Below are 17,047 nucleotides of genomic sequence, written 5' to 3' on the forward strand. Positions count from 1 at the left end.
CTGATCTTGGCGTAGCATTGGGGCTGCATCGGCATCGCCATGCAGAGAGCGTAACCGCGGATAGCGACGAAACGAGCGTCGCGCGCGATCGACAGAGTGTAGTAATGTTGCTATTTGCATTCTTTCGCTGCAATTTCGGCAGCGAGGGAGGGCATTTTGGACGCGGAGATCTCGATTGATTGTATGGAGGGGCGCTCCCTCGACCGTCAGGTTTTACTCGGATTTGCGTCTGCGCGCGTCCTTCACGCGAATAGCTTTGCTGATGTGCTCGACGAAGAAAGTGGCCGCGGCTACCAGCGCCGACTAAACCCACGGCACAGCTTGGACTTCCGGAAGTACGCCCAGCAGGAGGGTAGTGCCACCATTCCGTTGACCTTCAATCTGCGGGGTGCCCCAGGCCGTGTGTGGAACATCGCGGATCAGGGCGGTCGCGTGCGTCTGACCTTGGCTCGTGGGGCACGACCCCTCGCGCAGGTCGACTGCCAGCATCGCCTGGGGCACCTTTCGGATCTGGATGTACTCCTCCCCTTCATGTCCTTCGTCGGCCTTGATGAGCGAGAGGAGATGCAAATCTTCGGGGTGATAAACGGCAAGGCCAAGGGCCTCTCCAGCAGTCTGCTGGACTTCCACGATGCGCAGCTATGTGCCGATCTGGCCAGTGAGCGGCCCGAGCTGCTCGTGGCCCTCCATCTCAAGAACGAGCATTCTTCCCCATGGTACAACCGGCTTGACCTCGGGGGAGCCCGGGTATCCGGGCTCGAACGACGCGCTTCGTTGCGAACTATGCAGAAGGCCGCGCGCATCCTCGTCAAGCGGCTTCATCCTCGCTCCGCGGAGGATGTCGCCCGCATCGCTCACGATTTCTGGGGGGCGGTCGCACTGGTGATCCCCGAGGCGTTCTCCAATCCAAGGAAGAGCCTCGTGACTAAGGGAGTAGGTGTCTACGCCTTGACCGAACTCGCCGCCGACATGGTGTTGGAGGTGCCGGACGGAGTTGCGTGCGACCGGCTATATTTCGCCTCCGCGCTGACGGATTTCGCGCCCCATGTCGATTGGGGAAATGACGGACTACTCGCTGGCCTTGGCGGGGAGGGAGGTGCTCGGCGTGCCGTCGACATCCTTCGCCTGTCGCGCCAGCAGCATCGATTGAAAGTAGCTAATGCCTGACCGCAACATCCTGCTCATCGAGCCGGACTACAAGAACAAATACCCTCCCCTGGGATTAATGAAGATCGCGCAGTACCACGGTCCGCGCGGCAAGCGCGACCGTGTTCGCTTCATTAAGGGGCGAGATCCGTCCGTCCTCGAACAGGCGTGGGACCGGATTTACGTTACCACCCTCTTCTCGTTCGAATACCCCAAGATCGCCGAGACAATTGACTACGCGCTACGGGTCGCGAACGGGCAGGCGGACAAGGTTTTCGTGGGGGGCATCGCTGCTTCTCTAATGCACGATCGTTTCGTCCGGGAACCGCGTTGGCATGGGATCCGGTTCATCAAGGGGCTACTTTCGAAACCGCCTGCTCAAGCGCTGCTGCTCGATGACTTCGCCGAGGAACTGTATTCGAATGACCTTACGGGCAAGCCTATCGAAGACCTGATCCCGGACTACTCGATCCTCGACCAAGTCGAATATCGCTATCCAGTCCACGACGCGTATTTCGCGTACACCTCCCGCGGATGCATCCGAAAATGCCACTTCTGCGGGGTTCCGAAGTTGGAGGGGATGCAACGAGACACCGACTCCTTGACCGACGTGGTGAAAGGGATCGACGAGCTGTACGGACCTAGGAAGGACCTCATTTTGATGGACAACAATGTTGTCGCATCGGCTCGGTTCAAGGACATCATTGCGGAAATACGGGACCTGGGCTTCACTCCTGGTGCGAAACTCCATAGACCGGGGCAACGTGCTGCCGTCGGGCGCCGCGTGGACTTCAACCAAGGGGTGGATGCAAGGATCCTCTGCAAGGATCCGATGTACCTCAAGGAACTGTCGACCATCGCCCTCCGACCGCTACGGATCGCATTCGACCACTGGGGCGTCCGCAAGCCGTATGAGCAGGCGGTGCGATATGCCCACGAGCATGGGCTGCACGAACTGTCCAACTACATGCTCTACAACTTCCATGACGGACCAGAAGACCTGTTCGAGAGAATGCGGTTGAATGTGACCCTCAACGAGGAGCTCGGCATACGCATCTGGTCGTTCCCCATGCGGTTCCAGCCCACCGACCGACCCGACCGAGGACACATTGGAGAGAAGTGGACCCGCTACCAACTGCGTTCGATGCAGATTGTCCTCCAGGCGACGCACGGGGTGGTGAGTGGAGAGCCAGAATTCTTCAAGCGTGCTTTCGGCGATCGCTTCGAGGACTACCGGCGCATACTGGCGATGCCGCACGACTTCATCTTCAACCGGGACTTCTACGATAAGGGGCCGGGTCGAGGCGAGTTCGACGATTTCGAAAGTGCGTTCAATCGCCTGACGGATACGGATGTCGCCGAACTGCTGGGCCTGCTGTCCTCGCGGGATCCTCGACACTTTCACACGCTGCCGGACGAAGCGGACTCCGACGCCCTGCGCGCGGTCCTTCCGTTCTACATTCCCAAGCCGAAGGAAGAATGGATGCCGATCTGGCGAGCAGCCAAGGCCAAGACGCGAGAAGAAACAGGCCCCTGCGAGGAGGAGCGCGTCGAGGACGCCGGCCTCGACTACGAAGACCCGTCCGAGACCAGCGACAGCGTTATGCCGTCGATAGCGGCATAGAGCATGAGCATGAACGAAGTAATCGAGACGTCGATCGATTCGAAGGTCAGGATCGGCAAGGACATCCTCGAGCTGATCTCGTCAGCGATGTATGTCGAGCCGCTTAACGCCTACCGCGAATACATCCAAAACTCTGCCGATGCGATCGATCAGGCTCGGTCCAATGGCGAACTTGCCGCCGATGACCCCGGGACGATCGACATTTTGATCGACCAGTCGAAGCGGGAGGTGCGTATCAGGGACAACGGAGCGGCGATCCCGAGTGCGGAAGTGGTGGAGCGGCTACTGGCGATAGGAGGTAGCGGGAAGCGTGGGACTGATGCGCGCGGCTTCAGGGGCGTTGGTCGACTAGCCTCACTCGGCTACTGCCAACGTCTAACGTTCCGTTCGCGGCCTCAGGGCGCGCCGGAAGTCACCGAGCTCACCTGGGACGGTCGCCGGCTCCGCACCGCGCTAGCGGATGCCAAATCGAGCGATCTCGCTGATGTGGTGGCACAAATCGTCGATGTCAGTTCCGCGCCGGCCGATGACGTGCCTGACCGCTTCTTCGAGGTCAAGATGGCGGGCATAGCCCGTCAGCGTGGGGACCGTCTTCTAGACGAGCAGGCGGTCACTGCCTACCTGCGCCAAGTCGCGCCGCTGGCCTTTGCAAATGAATTCTCGTCGGCTGTGACCATAGTAGAGGCCCTAGAGGCCACGGGCCCGACCACGGAGCTGCGGATAAGCATCAACGAGGGAGAGCCGCTGACCCGTCCCCACAAGGATTTCATCGACCTGGGAAGTACCACCAGTGGAATTCAAGAGGTCGAAGTAGTGGAGGTGCCCGGCATCGATGGCGGGTTGGCGGCGCTCGCCTGGTTCGCCCATCACGAATACAAGGGCGCGATACCGGTAGGCGAACTGGTCAAGGGCGTGCGGGTCCGGATTGGCAACATCCAGATCGGTGACCACCGCATCCTCGAAGACATATTCCCGGAAACCCGTTTCAATTCATGGACGGTGGGCGAGGTTCACATTTTCGATCGCCGTATCGTCCCGAATGGACGGCGCGATGCGTTCGAAGCCAGCACGCATCACGCGAACCTTGTCAATCATCTCTCTCCGGTGGGACGCGATGTCGCCCGACGATGCCGGACGAGTTCAGGATTGCGTTCGAAGCTACGGGAGTTCGACCTAACGAGACTGGAGGTCGAGGAACGCCTCAATGTGGTGCAACAAGGAGCGATGGCGTTGGTAGCACGCGATGCTGAGCTGGGGCGGGTCAACCAGCTCATCGCGAAGATGGCCGCCATAGCGAAGAACGATATCGTACCTGAAATCCGAAAAACGGCAATGAAGGAAGAGATAGCAATAGCCGAAGAGCAGATCGCACTACGTACCCGGGATGGGAGTGTGGATCCCCTTGAAATAGTCGAGGCCGAAAAGAGGGGGGCATACCGAGACATGATCGAACTAATCTACGAGTGCTCCTCGAACAGAGTGGCTGCGAAGTCCTTGGTCGATCGCATTCTGCAGCGTCTTGCAGCCTGAAGGAACGCCTCGCACCGGCTGTCGGTGAGCGTCCGGGGTGCAAAAAGATGCTAAGGGGGCCGGCTGGTTCGCGTCTGACGTGCTCCCCTGAGTGTTACCATTCAGAGGTAGAGTCCGGCTCCTTCATGATGGTTGATTGAGGGGATGGCAACGTGTCTGGGGGCATGCCCCCAGACACGTTGGCCGGCGATCTCGGCGGGGGTCTTGCCGCCCAGTTTCGAGTGTGGCCTGACGTGATTGTAGTCATGCCGCCAGGCGTCGAGCACGAACCGGGCGTGGGCCAGCGAGGTGAACAGCGTCTCATTGAGGCATTCGTCGCGCAGGCGCCCGTTGAAGCTCTCGACGAAGCCGTTCTGCATCGGCTTGCCAGGCGCGATGTAGTGCCATTCGACCCGCCGCTCCTGCGACCAGCGCAGGATGGCCGACGAGGTCAGTTCCGTCCCGTTGTCGCTGACCACCGTATGCGGCTTGCCGCGCAGTCCGATCAGTCGGGTCAGCTCGCGTGCTACGCGCACGCCTGACAGCGACGTGTCGGCGACCAACGCCAGACACTCGCGCGTGTAGTCGTCGACCACACACAGGATGCGGAAGCGCCGGCTGCAGGCGAAGCTGTCCGAGACGAAGTCGAGGCTCCATCGCTGGTTCGGCCCATCCGGCAGCAGTATCGGCGCCCTGGTGCCCAGGGCACGCTTGCGGCCGCCACGGCGACGGACGCGAAGGTTTTCCTCGCGATATATCCGCAGCAGCTTCTTGTGGTTAGGTTTCATGCCTTCCCGCGCCAGCAGATAGCCCAGGCGGCGATAGCCGAACCGACGACGCTCCGCCGCCAGTTCGCGCAACCGCTGCCGCAGCGGGCCGTCGTCCGGCCGCAACGATCGATACCGGATCACCCGTCGGCTCACGCCAACCAGCTTGCACGCCCGACGCTCGCTCAGCCCGTAATGCTCACGGGCATGGGCGACGGCTTCCCGCCTGGCGCCGGGCGTCACCATTTTTTTGACGCCAGATCCTTCAGCACCACGTTGTCGAGCATCGCCTCGGCCAACAGCTTCTTGAGCCTGGCGTTCTCGTCCTCGAGCGCCCGCAGACGGCGCGCCTCGGAAACCTCCAGCCCGCCGAACTTCGACTTCCATTTATAGAACGTGGCTGAACTGATCCCATGGCGGCGGCACACGTCCGCCGTCGCCATCCCCGCCTCCTGCTCCTTCAAGATCGCGATGATCTGCTCTTCGCTGAACCTGCTGCGCTTCATTCCGTCCGACTCCTTCGTGTCGGACTCTACTCAAAATCGGTCACATTTCAGGGGAGCACGTCACGTCCTACGCGGGCGTCGCGCTAACGCCCGAGACATCTCTCGGAACGCTGCCATGAGTTCTCGCTGCCTGTTGATGGCCTCAAACAGTGGCCCTCCGCTACGGACCTTTCATCCGCCTTTTCTGGTCATGCCGCCCTTCGCAAAGGTTGAGCTTTCCGACCGCGATTTCGAACGACGAAGTGAAATTTGAGCAGGTCACGACTCCATCTCTGAAAGCCGTTCTGCTATTTCGCTCTCGACCATTAGAGCTGTCTCCTCTTGCACATGTCTGCGCAGCACTTCTCCAATCGTCGCGAGCGTAGTCTCAAGAAGTACGAATTTTCGCGTGTCTTGGTTTTCCGGGATAGTCTCGATCCGTTCGCGCAATTCTTTGATTTGACTAGTGAGAAGGGAGACACGCTTCTCGTCGGCGCCACGGTTCAGGTTTCGTTGAAGGGACTTAAGTTGTTTGGAGAGTGTGCGGTCGATTTCCCGCTTCTGCTCCCGCGTTGCGCCCGAAGACAGTTCCGCGACCTTGTCATCGACCGTTGCAAGCTCACTTTTCACCTTCGCCATGCTGTTCCTGCGTGCAGAGATTTTGCGGATATGCTTCGCGAAATCGGCAAATATCACGCGGAGAGCGTTCTGCACCTTAGTCCATTGCTCACCTTCCTCAAAACCATCCCGGCGAGCGTTCGGAACGATCAACGTGTCGCCGATGAAAATCTCCCCCACCATCCACCGCGTGAAGCGTCGGTCAGTAGTCGCGGAGGTTTCACTCAGCAGATTCTCCGCAATTCCCACGCCATCGATTTGGATGTTCTTCATCCTGAACCGGAATCCGGCAACGGCTTCGTCTTTGATTTCGCCAGGGAAGTCGGTAATGGCGAACCAACCGAACCAAGCCCCGTCAGCGTCGCCGAACGTCTCAACCTCGCGTATTTTCGAGACCGTCGTGTTCCCGCCCTCGGCCTGGCCGCCAAGCACATCACGGTAGGGCTTGAAGATTTCCGATTTCCGTCGGCCCACTGAAAGTGTGAGACGAACGGTGGGTACGTTGACACCGAAGCGCGCTGCAGCCTCGAGGATTTCCTCGACGTGCCCGAAATCGGGGGCGTAGTCCACGGGTGCATGCTGCCGGAGGTATTCGGTCAACCGCTGTTCTTCGACCAGTTCCGATCCGGCATCAGTTAACGACAGCAGTTCGACCTTCGTGTAATGCGCTTCGGCTGGAGCATCCGAGACAGTCGCGGTAACCGCCTCCTTGATGACGTCCGAGATGTCGCGCGCGCGCGTTCCTGGTCGCATCGATCCGCGAAGGAGGGCACAGTCAAATTCGACGATCGTCTCAATGGTTTCGCCGGGCGATGACGTGGTGAACCGTAGCGTCTGACAGTAGGCTATGCCGGCTAACCGACCAATTCCCCGGAAACCTGCATGTAGAACTGGCTTCTTCGCCGAGTTGCCGAGGGAAAGAAGTGTCTCAATGGCGGAAGCAGAGGCGATACCCGAACCGTCGTCGGTGATCGTTAGGTTCTTCCTTCCGGACGAACTTGTCACCGCTATACCAATAGTGCCTTGGGCCGACTGAAGGATCGTCGCCCTACGAGCATCGAGAACGGCATCGAACGAATTCTGAACGTACTCGCGAACGCAGTGAAGAGGGTTCTCATACATCCCCGTCGTCAGCGTCTCTAGGAAATACGACCCAACGAGGATTCTTTCGGGAATATCAACCTGTTTCATTCGTGTCCCTTCTGGTGGGGGTTCTAAGGGTCATCCCCGTGCCAGGCCCCCATCTAACGAAACCGAGTCCGCGAGGGATCAACAGTTGCCCCTCGGCTGGGCCAGCTACAACCAGCGGAAGCGGAACGGCGAACTCGTCGGCCACGCGGGTTCTCAGCTCGTCCAGAGAAAGATGAACCTCGTCGCCCACCTTCACAAGCTGACGTGACCGCGGGACGTCGCGCTCCAGTAGATCCACCTCGTCATTGACAACAGCCTGAAGCAATCGTGAGACGCCTTCGTCGACCCGCTCGGTGACCAACGATATCTCCGCGGCCTCTGCCCCTTCGTCAGGTAGGCGCAAGTACGCTTCGCGTGAGGCCGCAAGACGATTCAGAATATCCTGGAACGGGTCGCCGTAGCCCGGCCTGCTGAATGCCGAGAAGACGATTTCGGAAAGCGAATGTGAGGAGACCGGCTTGATGGGAGTTCCATCCCTGCCGATGTAGATGCTCGCGAGGACACCGAGGAGAAGGTACTGTCGTTGGCGTCGTGAGAGTTGTGCCCCCGCGGTCGCGCCGCCTTGTTCCAGCAGCAACGATTCCAGCCGTTCGCGGGCGATCTGCACCCTGGCGTTGACTGCTTCTGCCATCGCAGCGCCGATGTGGAGCATCTGCTCACGCGAGGCGCCGCTCATCGGAACTCCATCCCGCGCGAATGCTCTGCGGATGACCTGCCAATCGGCACTTCGGATCTGACCGATCAGTTTGTCCACCTCGTCATTCTCATCGATCGCGTAGCTAAGATCGCGTCCCGTAAATCGTCGGTAGTCCTCGGACGATGCGCCGTCGGCCGGTAGTGTCTCTTCCTCGCCTACCAAGGCATGATCGACCGGGGCTCTTGCACCGAGTATCTCAGTCGAGTCCGGCTCGGGAGGCTTCTGTAGCGCCCGAAGGAGGTTGGACAGGTCCAACCCCAACGGCCCGCCCATCAATCGGGAATATTGATCCAAGGAGATGACGTGCACCTCGACAACGCTCGCAACCTTGCGTGCCTCGGCGACGAGCATAGGATGCGGAAGCGTAAGGCTGGAGTTCTCCACGAGATTGCCTTCCGGCCCAGACAGGTGACGAGGGGCGTAGACCATGTCGCCCTTGTCCACATCGCATGTAACGATGACAAATCTCGTGCGCTGGTTAAGGATCAGATCATCCAGGATCTCCCACCAGATGATCAGATCCCCATAGCAATTGCGCTTCTTGCCTTTCGCTCGTGAGGCTTCGAGGTCACCACCGGTCCCTTCAGGGCCGGGACCATCACCAGGTCCTGGGGGTAAGCCATGCGAGAACCGCAGTTCGCCTTCTCGGCCGGCGCGAGCCACGATTGCATCCAGATCGGATGACAGCACGCGCTCGTTGACGAGCGGAACCAATAAAGCGGTAGTATGCTCGGCATCGATCCTGTGCGAGGTTAGCCCTGCCGTCGCTCTCCGAAACTCGGCTTCGATCCCCGCTAGATGTTCGAAGAACTCGTCGGCCTTGTCTGTCGGTGCTCCGTCATCGTCCACATAACGATGAGCAAGATCCTTGAAGGCACTTAACTTCGTCAGAATCTCGAGACGTGGTTTCGCAAACGGGTTTCCGCGTGAGGAGGCGCGCGTCCTTGCGAATATCTCCTTTGCCGTCCAAAGGGGAATCCGCACCTTGTCGGCCAACACCTCAAACGTCAGAAAGAGTTCGTCGCGCGCTTTCGCGCTCAACTCGTAGCATCGCAACAGGACGCTTGTGTCAAAATACACCGGCACATCGTCATCCTGCAGTGCCCTACTCAGAGCAGATATCACCTCGTTCCTGTCGGGTGCCGGATCCTGGAACAATGCATCCTACCTTTCGATTCCCTTTGAATCGGTACCGGGTCCTTAGACGTTGGCTTCTGCAGAACCAGGACTAAATCATCGAGGGCACCTGGATAATTGTAAAGTCAGGATCAAGGTGTGAGCGAGGAAAACCGCAACCTAGGGATGAGACGTTAACACGTCCTGCAGTCACCCGTACCTGCTGCGCGCGTTCGCCACGTGCACTTAAAACACTGTCTCAGCCACGATGAGTATACTGAGGATCAGCAGAACTTTGGCGAGGCCATTTACTGCCGAAGCTGGAGTGATTTCGAAGGGCAGCTTTTGACCAGTGCACCCAAATCCGGACGTTCCGAACCCAATTCGCGACTATTATCCGCTAGCGAGTCGTGACCCCGCAGTTCTTCAATCATTGGCCGTGCGTCGACGGCGTCAGTTGCGCCTACGCCGGTCGATTCGAGTCCACCTGCTTTGGAAACCGCGGCTGCCAGCGAGGGAGTGGAGATCCCCGCCATCGGGGCTTGAACAATGGCAGGGTGAGATTGGCTGATCGATAAGGGACATAGGCGCGCAGCAACAAGATCTGATTGATAGTCCGCTTATGGACGTCCCAAGGCACTCTGTGAATGGCAGCCTTGTTCGCGGTACTGACCTATGAATTAGCGTGGCTGAACATTCGCTTCCTGCATTTCTGATAGAGAGGGAAACTGACTATCCGGTTCAGCAACGTAATCATGTCAGAGCGTTCGGCGCTTTCCTTCTTGGCCGTCACTGGCTTGAGATCCAAACTGCATCTAGGATCGCCCGATGATCGCCGGTCACCGACAAGTCACGCGTCGGCTGATTGTTACCGATGAAAGCTCGCACGCCAAGACCGCTGCCCGAAAAAGCGCTTCGCGACCTACTTGCCCGCTCCGCGGCCTACGCGCCGCTTCGGTGCCGAGTGTCCAGTTGGGTGATAATCTGAGCGTGGCGGCTGCGCGTAAGGTGATAGCGTAGCAGGAAAAGCGGAGCGAGCGCTGCGAAGGCAGCGGGCAGTGGACCGGCGATCAGCCCGAGCCGGGTCAGAATGTCCGCCGGGATCGGCATGTCGGGCGCTCGTGAAGCGAGATCGCTGGGAAATGAAATGAGATCGAGCGCGACACCCGCTATCAGTCCACCGAGCGCGGCCGACGCTTTGTAGGCAAGCGTCAGCCCCGAAAAGAACAGTCCCTCGCGCCGCACGCCGAACAGCCACTCATGCTCGTCGGCGGTATCGGCGAGCATCGACTGGAACGCGACGCCGCCGATCATGATCGCGGTGCCGACGAGCAGGCCGTTGACAGTCAGCACGATCGCCGCCGCCGTCGGATCGAGGGGGACCGGGCCGTAAATCTGCAGCAGCGGGGGCCACATCTGAAACAGTGCGATTGCCAGGAAGGCGGCGATGGCGAGCGTGCGCTTCTCAATATGGCGCAACGCTAAGGCGCTGATCGGCGCGCCGAGCAACGGGCCGAAAGTCGAACTCAGCACGACGAGCTGGATCGCGAAGGTATCGAGCCGCCAGAAATAGCGTGCGCCGTGGAGCGCGAGCGAGCTCCAGGTCGTATAGGCGAGGAAATAGACCAGCACCGTTCCGAACAGCAGCAGGAAGGAGCGGTTGCGCGATAGCTCGACCAGTTCCTGCACGAAACCCGCGATGAAGGGCGTATCGCTGGGCGGCGGGGCGTGCAGGCGCGGCAGCGCGCGCATCACTACGCCGATCGCGATCAGACCGGCGACCAGCATCACCGCGGCGTTCGTCCAGGCGAACGGGACGTAATTGCCGCGGTCGAGCAGCCCGCCATCGCCCGCCATGAAGATGCCGAGCCCGAGCACGACGCCGATCAGCACGCCGGCATTCTGAAAGGTGAGGCGAAAGGAGACGACGCTCGCGCGCTCCCGATAATCGTCGGTCACCTCGGCGCCGACCGCGGTGAAGGGCAGCACGAAGAAAGACAGCGACAGCCGCAGCACGATCAGGCAAGCCGTGACGTAGAAGAACTGGCCTGCGCCCTCGAGTGAAGCGGGGATCGAGAAGAGCATTCCGAACGCGCCCGCAAATGGCAACACCCCGCCGATCATGAACGGCAATCGCCGCCCGAGCCGCGTGCGCACGCGGTCGCTCGCCAGTCCGATCGCCGGATCGGCGATGGCGTCGACGAGCAACGAGATCATCTTAGCGGTGCCCGCCATCGTGCCCGACATGCCGCAAACCGCAGTGAGATAGAACAGCAGGAAGAAGCCGAACCCGGCGGTGACGATGCCGTCGGCGAGCGAGCCCGCGCCATAGCCCGCCTTGAACCGCAGCGTCAGCGGAACGCTTCGCGCCGCCTGGGCGGCCTGTTCGGCGCCGAGTCTGGCGATGGCAGGCGTGTCACTTGCCATAAAGCGTCTCGATGATGTCGCGCTGGAGCGGCCATTTGTCCGCCGGGAAATAGTTGACCATGGCCGTCACTCGAATTCCTTTCACCGGATCGATGAAGGCGATGGTGCCCCCGGCGCCGAACCAGCCATAGGTCCCGGCATGGACGCCGCCTGGAACATCGGAAAGATAAACCCAGCCGCCCGCGCCATAGCCTTCGGCAACCGCAGTGTCGGGCGTGCCGGTGCCGACCACCCGCACGCCGTCAGGCAGCAGGTTGGACAAGGCGAGCCGGACAGTTTCAGTACGCAGCACGCGTACGCCGTCAATTTCGCCCCCGTTCGCCAGCATCCTTAGCAGCCGATCATAATCGCGCGCCGAGGAGACGAGCCCCGACCCGCCGAACGGCATGCGCGGCGGGTGCAGCCAGTCCGACGCCGCGCCGGTATCGATCGGCACGCGGCGTCCGTCGACCCAGGCATAGACAGTCGAGAAGCGGCCGGTCTCGCTGGTCGGGACCGTCCAATAGGTCGAGGTCATGCCGAGCGGATCGAGCAGCCGCTCCTGGACGAAGCGATCGAACGCCATGCCCGACGCGACTTCGATGACGCGGCCGAGCACGTCGCTGCTCACCGAATAATGCCAGCTCGTGCCGGGCTCGGCGATCAGCGGCAGGCTGGCGACGCGATTGGCGAAGTCGGCAAGGTCGGCGGGCTGGCCGGCCATCGCCGCGGGCGGCACGCGGCCGCCGATCAATCCCAGCCGGTTATAGGCATCCTGCAACGGCCCCTTGCCGAGAAACGGGTAGATCAGGCCGCCGCTGTGCGTCAGCAGATGGCGGATCGTGACCGGGTGCCTTGCCGGGCGACTGTCGAGCGAGGTTTCGGAATCGGTCAGTACGCGCATTTCGGCAAAGGCGGGAATGAAGTCGCTCACCGGCTGATCGAGCCCGATCTTGCCGTCTTCGACTAGTTGCATCACCGCCATCGCCGTGACCGGCTTGGTCATCGAATAGATGCGCCACAGGCTGTCCGGTCCCGCTTCCGCCGCGCCTTCGTCGTCCGAGATATGCCCGGCGGAATAGAAGTGCGGCGGCGCATCGCCATGGCCGACCGCGATCACGATTCCCGGTGCCATGTCCTGCGCGACATAGCGGTCGACAAGCGCCTGCAGCCGGGTATCGGCGACAGGTGCGGACGCCGATGCGACCGTGCTTTGAGGCGCGGTAACGGGTGCACAACCGGCGAGCGCCAGTGCCACCGCAAGCGTCAGGCGGCCCGGCCTCATGGCGTCGCTCCCGTGACGGAAGGGCAGGCACCGGCTTCGAGCGCGGCATAGACAAGCCGCTGATAGACCGGGAGTGCGGCGCGCCCCGCCGCCCCGCGTCCGGCCGCGATGGTCGAACCCGAATGCGCCGAAACCGGCACCTGATGCTGGACGAGATAGAGCATCACGAGGTCATTGGCCGGGTCCACTTGCCACCAGGTTCCGAAAATGCCCGGCCAGGTAAGCGATCCCGGCGCGCCGCACGCATAGGGGTTGTCGGTCAAATCCTCGGCGATCGAAAGCCCCAGCCCGAAGCCGTTCTTCTGCCACAGCGGCATGCCGACAAAGGGCACTTCCCGCTGCGCATCGGTCAACCGGTTGGTGCGCATCGCGCGGACGCTTTCGGGGCGAAGCAGGCGAACGCCGTCAAGCGCGCCCTCGCCGAGGAGCATTCGCGCGAAGCGAAGATAATCAGGCGCCGATGAAATCAGCCCGCCGCCGCCGGGCGTATATTCAGGCGGCGCGTCGTACATCGCGACCGGTACCTTGGCGAGCTTCGTGGTGCCCTCGTCCCACGCATAGAGGCTGGCGAGCCGGTCGCGCTTTTCGGGCGGCAACCAGAAATCGGTGTCGACCATGCCGAGCGGCGCGAAGATGCGATCGTGCAGCAATTGGCGGAACGGCTTGCCTTCGACGCGGCCGAGCAGGAAGCCAAGCACCTCGGTCGAATGGCCGTAATGGAAGCGTTCGCCCGGCTGATAGGCGAGCGGCAGGCTGCCGAGCGCGGCGAGCCATGCGTCGACGCTCATCCGATTCATCCCCGGATCGCCGAGGCGGTCTTCGTATGCCGCCTGCAACGGCCCCTCGGAAAAGGGCGCATAGGCGATGCCCGAACGATGGGTGAGAAGATCCTCGATCGTGATGTCGCGATGCGCCGGGACGGTATCGTCGAGCGGCCCGGCGGGGTCGCGCAACACCATGCGGTCGGCAAGCTCGGGAATCCAGCGCGTCACCGGATCGTCGAGCGCGATCTTTCCCTCCTCGATCAGAATCAGCGCCGCGACCGAACTGATCGGCTTGCTCATCGAAGCGATGCGGAACAGCGTGTCTGGCCGCATCGGCCGGTGCAATTCGATATCGGCCCAGCCGATCGCATCGGACTGCACGATCTCTCCACCGCGCGCGGTGAGCGTGACGATCCCGGCAAGCTCGCCCGACGCGACGAAGGGTTCGAGCGCGGGAGCGATTTTCGCGAGCTTGTCGGGATCGAACCCTCGCACGGTTTGGGGGGAATCAAGGGTCATCGAACAGGCGCTCCGGGCGCGAAAGCAAATGATAAGGAACGAAGACGGTGCGAGCGCTCGCCACCCATGCCCCGAAACGCCAGGCGCTTCGTCACGGCACGGGCGGGAGCTCTCCCGTTCAGAAGGCTTTCCGCAGACCGAGCGCGACGTAGCGCCCGATCGGATTGTAGGTGCCGCCGATCCCATCGGTCGCCGGGAAGAAGGGCGGCTTGGCGTCGAACAGGTCGTCGACCTGGATCTGAAACTGCGTACCCGAGGCGAGCCCGGTATCGGGCAGATCGACCGAGAAGCGCAGATCGACCGTCGTATAGGGGTCGGAGCTATATTCGGCGGTTCCCGTCGGGGTCGCGTAGGTGCTGGTCACGCCGTCGCGATAATTGACGAAGGTCGTGAAATTGACCGGGCCAGCGGTCGCTCCGGCGGTAATCCGGAAGGTGGCGCGCGGCAGCCCGAGCTTCAGGCTGTTCGAGGTCGGCGCGGTGGGCGACAGCTGTGTGTCGAAGTTGAGGATGTAGTTGCCCGCGATACCCGCATAGAGCGCGCCGAAGCCGGTCGTGTGGCGATAGCTGACGTCGAAATCGATGCCGTTGGTGTCGCGCACGCCGAAATTCCCGTTGCGCCGGTCGATCAGATTGCCGATCGGCGGCAGCGGGTCCGGAAAGCCGCTGGGGATGCCGAGCGCGATGAACGAAGCGAGCTCGGCCGGCGTCGGATCGCGCGCAACTACGGTTGCGAAGGTCGGATCGCTGAATACCAGCGTGACCGGCGGCTGTCCGATCACATCGGTATAGTGGATGTCGTAATAGGTTGCGCTGGCGCGAAGGCCCGGCAGCATTGTGGGTTGCAGGTCAACCCCGAACGAATAGGTCCGCGCCTTTTCGGGCTGCAGGTCGCGATTGCCGCCGAGCAGGTAGATGGTGTTGACCTGCGCCGCGCCGCGCGTCGGATCGATCAGGCCGTTCGCGGCCAGATTTGCGGTACTGACATAATAAGCGCCGACGGTGGCGGCGACTTCCCGCAGGCCCGGCGCGCGGAACGAGCGCCCGTAGCTGGCGCGGAACGCAACGCCTTCGACCGGACTCCAATCGACGCCGAACTTCGGATTTACGGTGTCGCCGAAGTCGCTGTAATGGTCATATCGTCCCGACAGCGACAGCGCGAGGCGGTGCAGCATCGCCGTCTCGTTGGCGGCGCCGAAAATCGGAACATAAAGCTCGCCAAATACCGATTCGATGTTCCGCGCCTGGTCCTCGGGCACCGGGAAGCCGTAATAGGTGCCGGTCTGCTTGCGCGTTTCGCGGCGATATTCGGCGCCCGCGGCGAACTTCAATGCGCCGCCGGGAAGATCGATCAGCGATCCGTCGATCCGCGCCGCGCCGAGATAGATGCGCTGCGACGAGGTGACGTCTACCGTGAGGTTCGTGATCGCGTCGGCGACCGATGCCGGCGTGTCGTTGCCGAACGGATCGAGCGTTCCGGCGAGCGCCGCCGCCGATGCCGCTGCGGTATTCAGCACGGGCTGATAGGCGTGGTTCGAACCCCAGTCGAAGGTACCGTAGACGCTCAGTTCGATGTCGCTGCCGAGGCCGATATCGACGCCCGCCGAAGAATTGCCCGCCTTCACCCGATAGAGATTGTCGATATAGTTCCGCCCGTAGAGATTGTCGGCGCGATATTCGACATATTCGGTGGTCGCGCCGGGGGCACTTGGCGGCGCCTGAAAGAAGGGGCTGGAGGCGGGCAGGAAGACCCCCAGCACGCCGGGCGCGGCCTGAACCGTGTCCTTGCGATCGGAATAGAGAACCTCGCCCCACAAGGTGATGTTGTCGCTCAGTTCCTGCCGCGCCGAGCCGAATATGCTGTGCAGGCGGGATTCGGGCACCAGATCCGCGTGTGCCCCGCTGTCGCAATAATTGCGGCTGCCGGGCGCGAGCGCGGGCGCTGCGTAATAGACGGCATAGGCCGTGGCATCGACGCGCACATTGGCGTCGGGGCAGGATGCGCTGCGCGTGTCGGTTCCGCCATAGGGACGAAAATCGGTGATGCGATAGCTGCGATCACCGCCGGTGATGTTGCTGTTCTGCGAATATTGATAGGCAACCAAGACCGAGCCGCTGCCCCAGTCGGTGCCGCCCAGCAGGTTGCCGTTGAAGCTGCTGTAATCGTCCGCCATGCCGTAGCGGACGGAGGCTTCGAGACCGGAATAGCGTTTGCGCGTGACGAAGTTGACGACGCCCGCGACCGCATCGGAACCATAGATTGACGACGCGCCGTCGGCTACGATTTCCACGCGCTCGATCGCCAGCTCGGGCAGGAAGGGATAGTCGGGGTTCGTCTGGTTGTTGCCGCCCGAAATCAGGCGGTGGCCGTTCATCAGCGGCAGCGTGGCGGACGGTGGCAGGCCGCGCAGCCCCGGCGCGAACGCCCCGGCGCCGGCATTAGCGGCGCGCGGCGCGGTGTTGAAGCTGTTGAGTTGCGGCACCGTCGCCAGCAGGTCGGCGGTCGTCGATGCGCCGATCGTTTCGATATCCTCGCGACCGACACTGATCAGGTTCGATCCCGTGGGCGGGACGCCGCGGATGCTAGATCCGGTTACGACGATCTCGGGTGCGTCCTGCGCCGCATCGTCCGCTTGCGACTGCGCGACCGGCGTATCGGACGTCGGCGCGGCGGCGTCCTGCGCCGCTGCGGCATTCGCGAAAAGGAACGTCGCGGTAAGCGCCGCGGTGCTGCTCAGCGCCATGCGGCGTACACCGCCTTCAATGATTGCCATAGACCCCTCCTTGAAGCTGACGGTTCTCCGCCTTGCGCCTGAACTCTAGTCGCCGCCGCGCGCGAGCGTCAAGTTCATTCATTTAGTGCTAAATAAAATATCTGTCCGGTGGTGGGTCAGGTTGACCGGAGGGGACGTCGCCTCCAT

General features: G+C 61.8%; 11 protein-coding genes. 3 read left to right on the top strand and 8 right to left on the bottom strand.

The genetic code is table 11. From position 1 onward, the window contains the following. The first annotated feature begins 156 nt into the window (after positions 1 to 156). Genes G5C33_RS01490 through G5C33_RS01500 form a run of 3 tightly spaced genes read left to right on the top strand, consistent with a single transcriptional unit; the run spans position 157 to position 4,300 of the window. Positions 157 to 1,167 carry a DGQHR domain-containing protein gene (locus tag G5C33_RS01490; RefSeq protein ID WP_206518611.1) on the top strand — a complete coding sequence of 337 codons (1,011 nt, stop codon included), beginning with the start codon at positions 157 to 159 and terminating at the stop codon, positions 1,165 to 1,167. Then, on the top strand, positions 1,160 to 2,770 hold the full coding sequence (locus G5C33_RS01495) for a radical SAM protein (RefSeq protein WP_165325586.1): 1,611 nt from the start codon (positions 1,160 to 1,162) through the stop codon (positions 2,768 to 2,770). The genes G5C33_RS01490 and G5C33_RS01495 overlap by 8 nt, the downstream gene beginning before the upstream one ends. A 9-nt stretch (positions 2,771 to 2,779) precedes the next feature. Further along, positions 2,780 to 4,300 (top strand): ATP-binding protein, encoded by a 1,521-nt coding sequence (locus G5C33_RS01500; RefSeq protein ID WP_165325587.1) that lies wholly within the window; start codon positions 2,780 to 2,782, stop codon positions 4,298 to 4,300. A 101-nt stretch (positions 4,301 to 4,401) separates the two neighbouring features. Here the strand turns inward: G5C33_RS01500 and G5C33_RS01505 are convergent. The 8 genes from G5C33_RS01505 to G5C33_RS01540 form a co-directional block, all read right to left on the bottom strand. Beyond that, a protein-coding gene (locus tag G5C33_RS01505; protein ID WP_165325588.1) for an IS3 family transposase occupies positions 4,402 to 5,552 on the bottom strand; the annotation gives its coding sequence in 2 pieces (ribosomal slippage) (positions 4,402 to 5,300 and positions 5,300 to 5,552; 1,152 coding nt in all). Between the two features lie 258 nt (positions 5,553 to 5,810). Next, positions 5,811 to 7,340, bottom strand: a complete 1,530-nt coding sequence (locus G5C33_RS01510; RefSeq protein ID WP_165325589.1) for an ATP-binding protein — start codon at positions 7,338 to 7,340, stop codon at positions 5,811 to 5,813. Then, the gene (locus G5C33_RS01515) at positions 7,327 to 9,123 is read right to left on the bottom strand and encodes a PIN-like domain-containing protein (RefSeq protein WP_165325590.1); all 1,797 of its coding nucleotides are present in this window, start codon (positions 9,121 to 9,123) and stop codon (positions 7,327 to 7,329) included. Before G5C33_RS01515 ends, G5C33_RS01510 begins: the two co-directional genes overlap by 14 nt. A gap of 338 nt (positions 9,124 to 9,461) precedes the next feature. After that, positions 9,462 to 9,689, bottom strand: a complete 228-nt coding sequence (locus tag G5C33_RS19515) for a hypothetical protein (protein WP_165325591.1) — start codon at positions 9,687 to 9,689, stop codon at positions 9,462 to 9,464. Positions 9,690 to 10,095: 406 nt separating this feature from the next. Further along, positions 10,096 to 11,580: an MFS transporter gene (locus G5C33_RS01525; protein WP_165325592.1), complete on the bottom strand. Its 1,485-nt coding sequence runs from the start codon at positions 11,578 to 11,580 to the stop codon at positions 10,096 to 10,098. Further along, positions 11,570 to 12,844 carry a serine hydrolase domain-containing protein gene (locus G5C33_RS01530; protein WP_165325593.1) on the bottom strand — a complete coding sequence of 425 codons (1,275 nt, stop codon included), beginning with the start codon at positions 12,842 to 12,844 and terminating at the stop codon, positions 11,570 to 11,572. The genes G5C33_RS01525 and G5C33_RS01530 overlap by 11 nt, the downstream gene beginning before the upstream one ends. After that, complete coding sequence (locus G5C33_RS01535; protein ID WP_165325594.1) at positions 12,841 to 14,127, bottom strand: serine hydrolase domain-containing protein; 1,287 nt, start codon at positions 14,125 to 14,127, stop codon at positions 12,841 to 12,843. Before G5C33_RS01535 ends, G5C33_RS01530 begins: the two co-directional genes overlap by 4 nt. Before the next feature lie 118 nt (positions 14,128 to 14,245). Beyond that, positions 14,246 to 16,900 (bottom strand): TonB-dependent receptor plug domain-containing protein, encoded by a 2,655-nt coding sequence (locus G5C33_RS01540; RefSeq protein WP_165325595.1) that lies wholly within the window; start codon positions 16,898 to 16,900, stop codon positions 14,246 to 14,248. Between the last annotated feature and the right edge of the window lie 147 nt (positions 16,901 to 17,047).

This window comes from Sphingosinithalassobacter tenebrarum (assembly GCF_011057975.1).
In the GTDB taxonomy this organism is placed as follows: Bacteria; Pseudomonadota; Alphaproteobacteria; order Sphingomonadales; family Sphingomonadaceae; genus Sphingomonas; species Sphingomonas tenebrarum.

What these genes read in the sequence shown, in the direction of transcription:
- G5C33_RS01495 (WP_165325586.1), top strand. Translation starts at nt 1,160, where the DNA reads ATGCCTGACCGCAACATCCTGCTCATCGAGCCGGACTACAAGAACAAA.
- G5C33_RS01500 (WP_165325587.1), top strand. Translation starts at nt 2,780, where the DNA reads ATGAACGAAGTAATCGAGACGTCGATCGATTCGAAGGTCAGGATCGGC.
- G5C33_RS01510 (WP_165325589.1), bottom strand. Translation starts at nt 7,340, where the DNA reads ATGAAACAGGTTGATATTCCCGAAAGAATCCTCGTTGGGTCGTATTTC.
- G5C33_RS19515 (WP_165325591.1), bottom strand. Translation starts at nt 9,689, where the DNA reads ATGGCGGGGATCTCCACTCCCTCGCTGGCAGCCGCGGTTTCCAAAGCA.
- G5C33_RS01525 (WP_165325592.1), bottom strand. Translation starts at nt 11,580, where the DNA reads ATGGCAAGTGACACGCCTGCCATCGCCAGACTCGGCGCCGAACAGGCC.
- G5C33_RS01530 (WP_165325593.1), bottom strand. Translation starts at nt 12,844, where the DNA reads ATGAGGCCGGGCCGCCTGACGCTTGCGGTGGCACTGGCGCTCGCCGGT.
- G5C33_RS01535 (WP_165325594.1), bottom strand. Translation starts at nt 14,127, where the DNA reads ATGACCCTTGATTCCCCCCAAACCGTGCGAGGGTTCGATCCCGACAAG.
- G5C33_RS01540 (WP_165325595.1), bottom strand. Translation starts at nt 16,900, where the DNA reads ATGGCAATCATTGAAGGCGGTGTACGCCGCATGGCGCTGAGCAGCACC.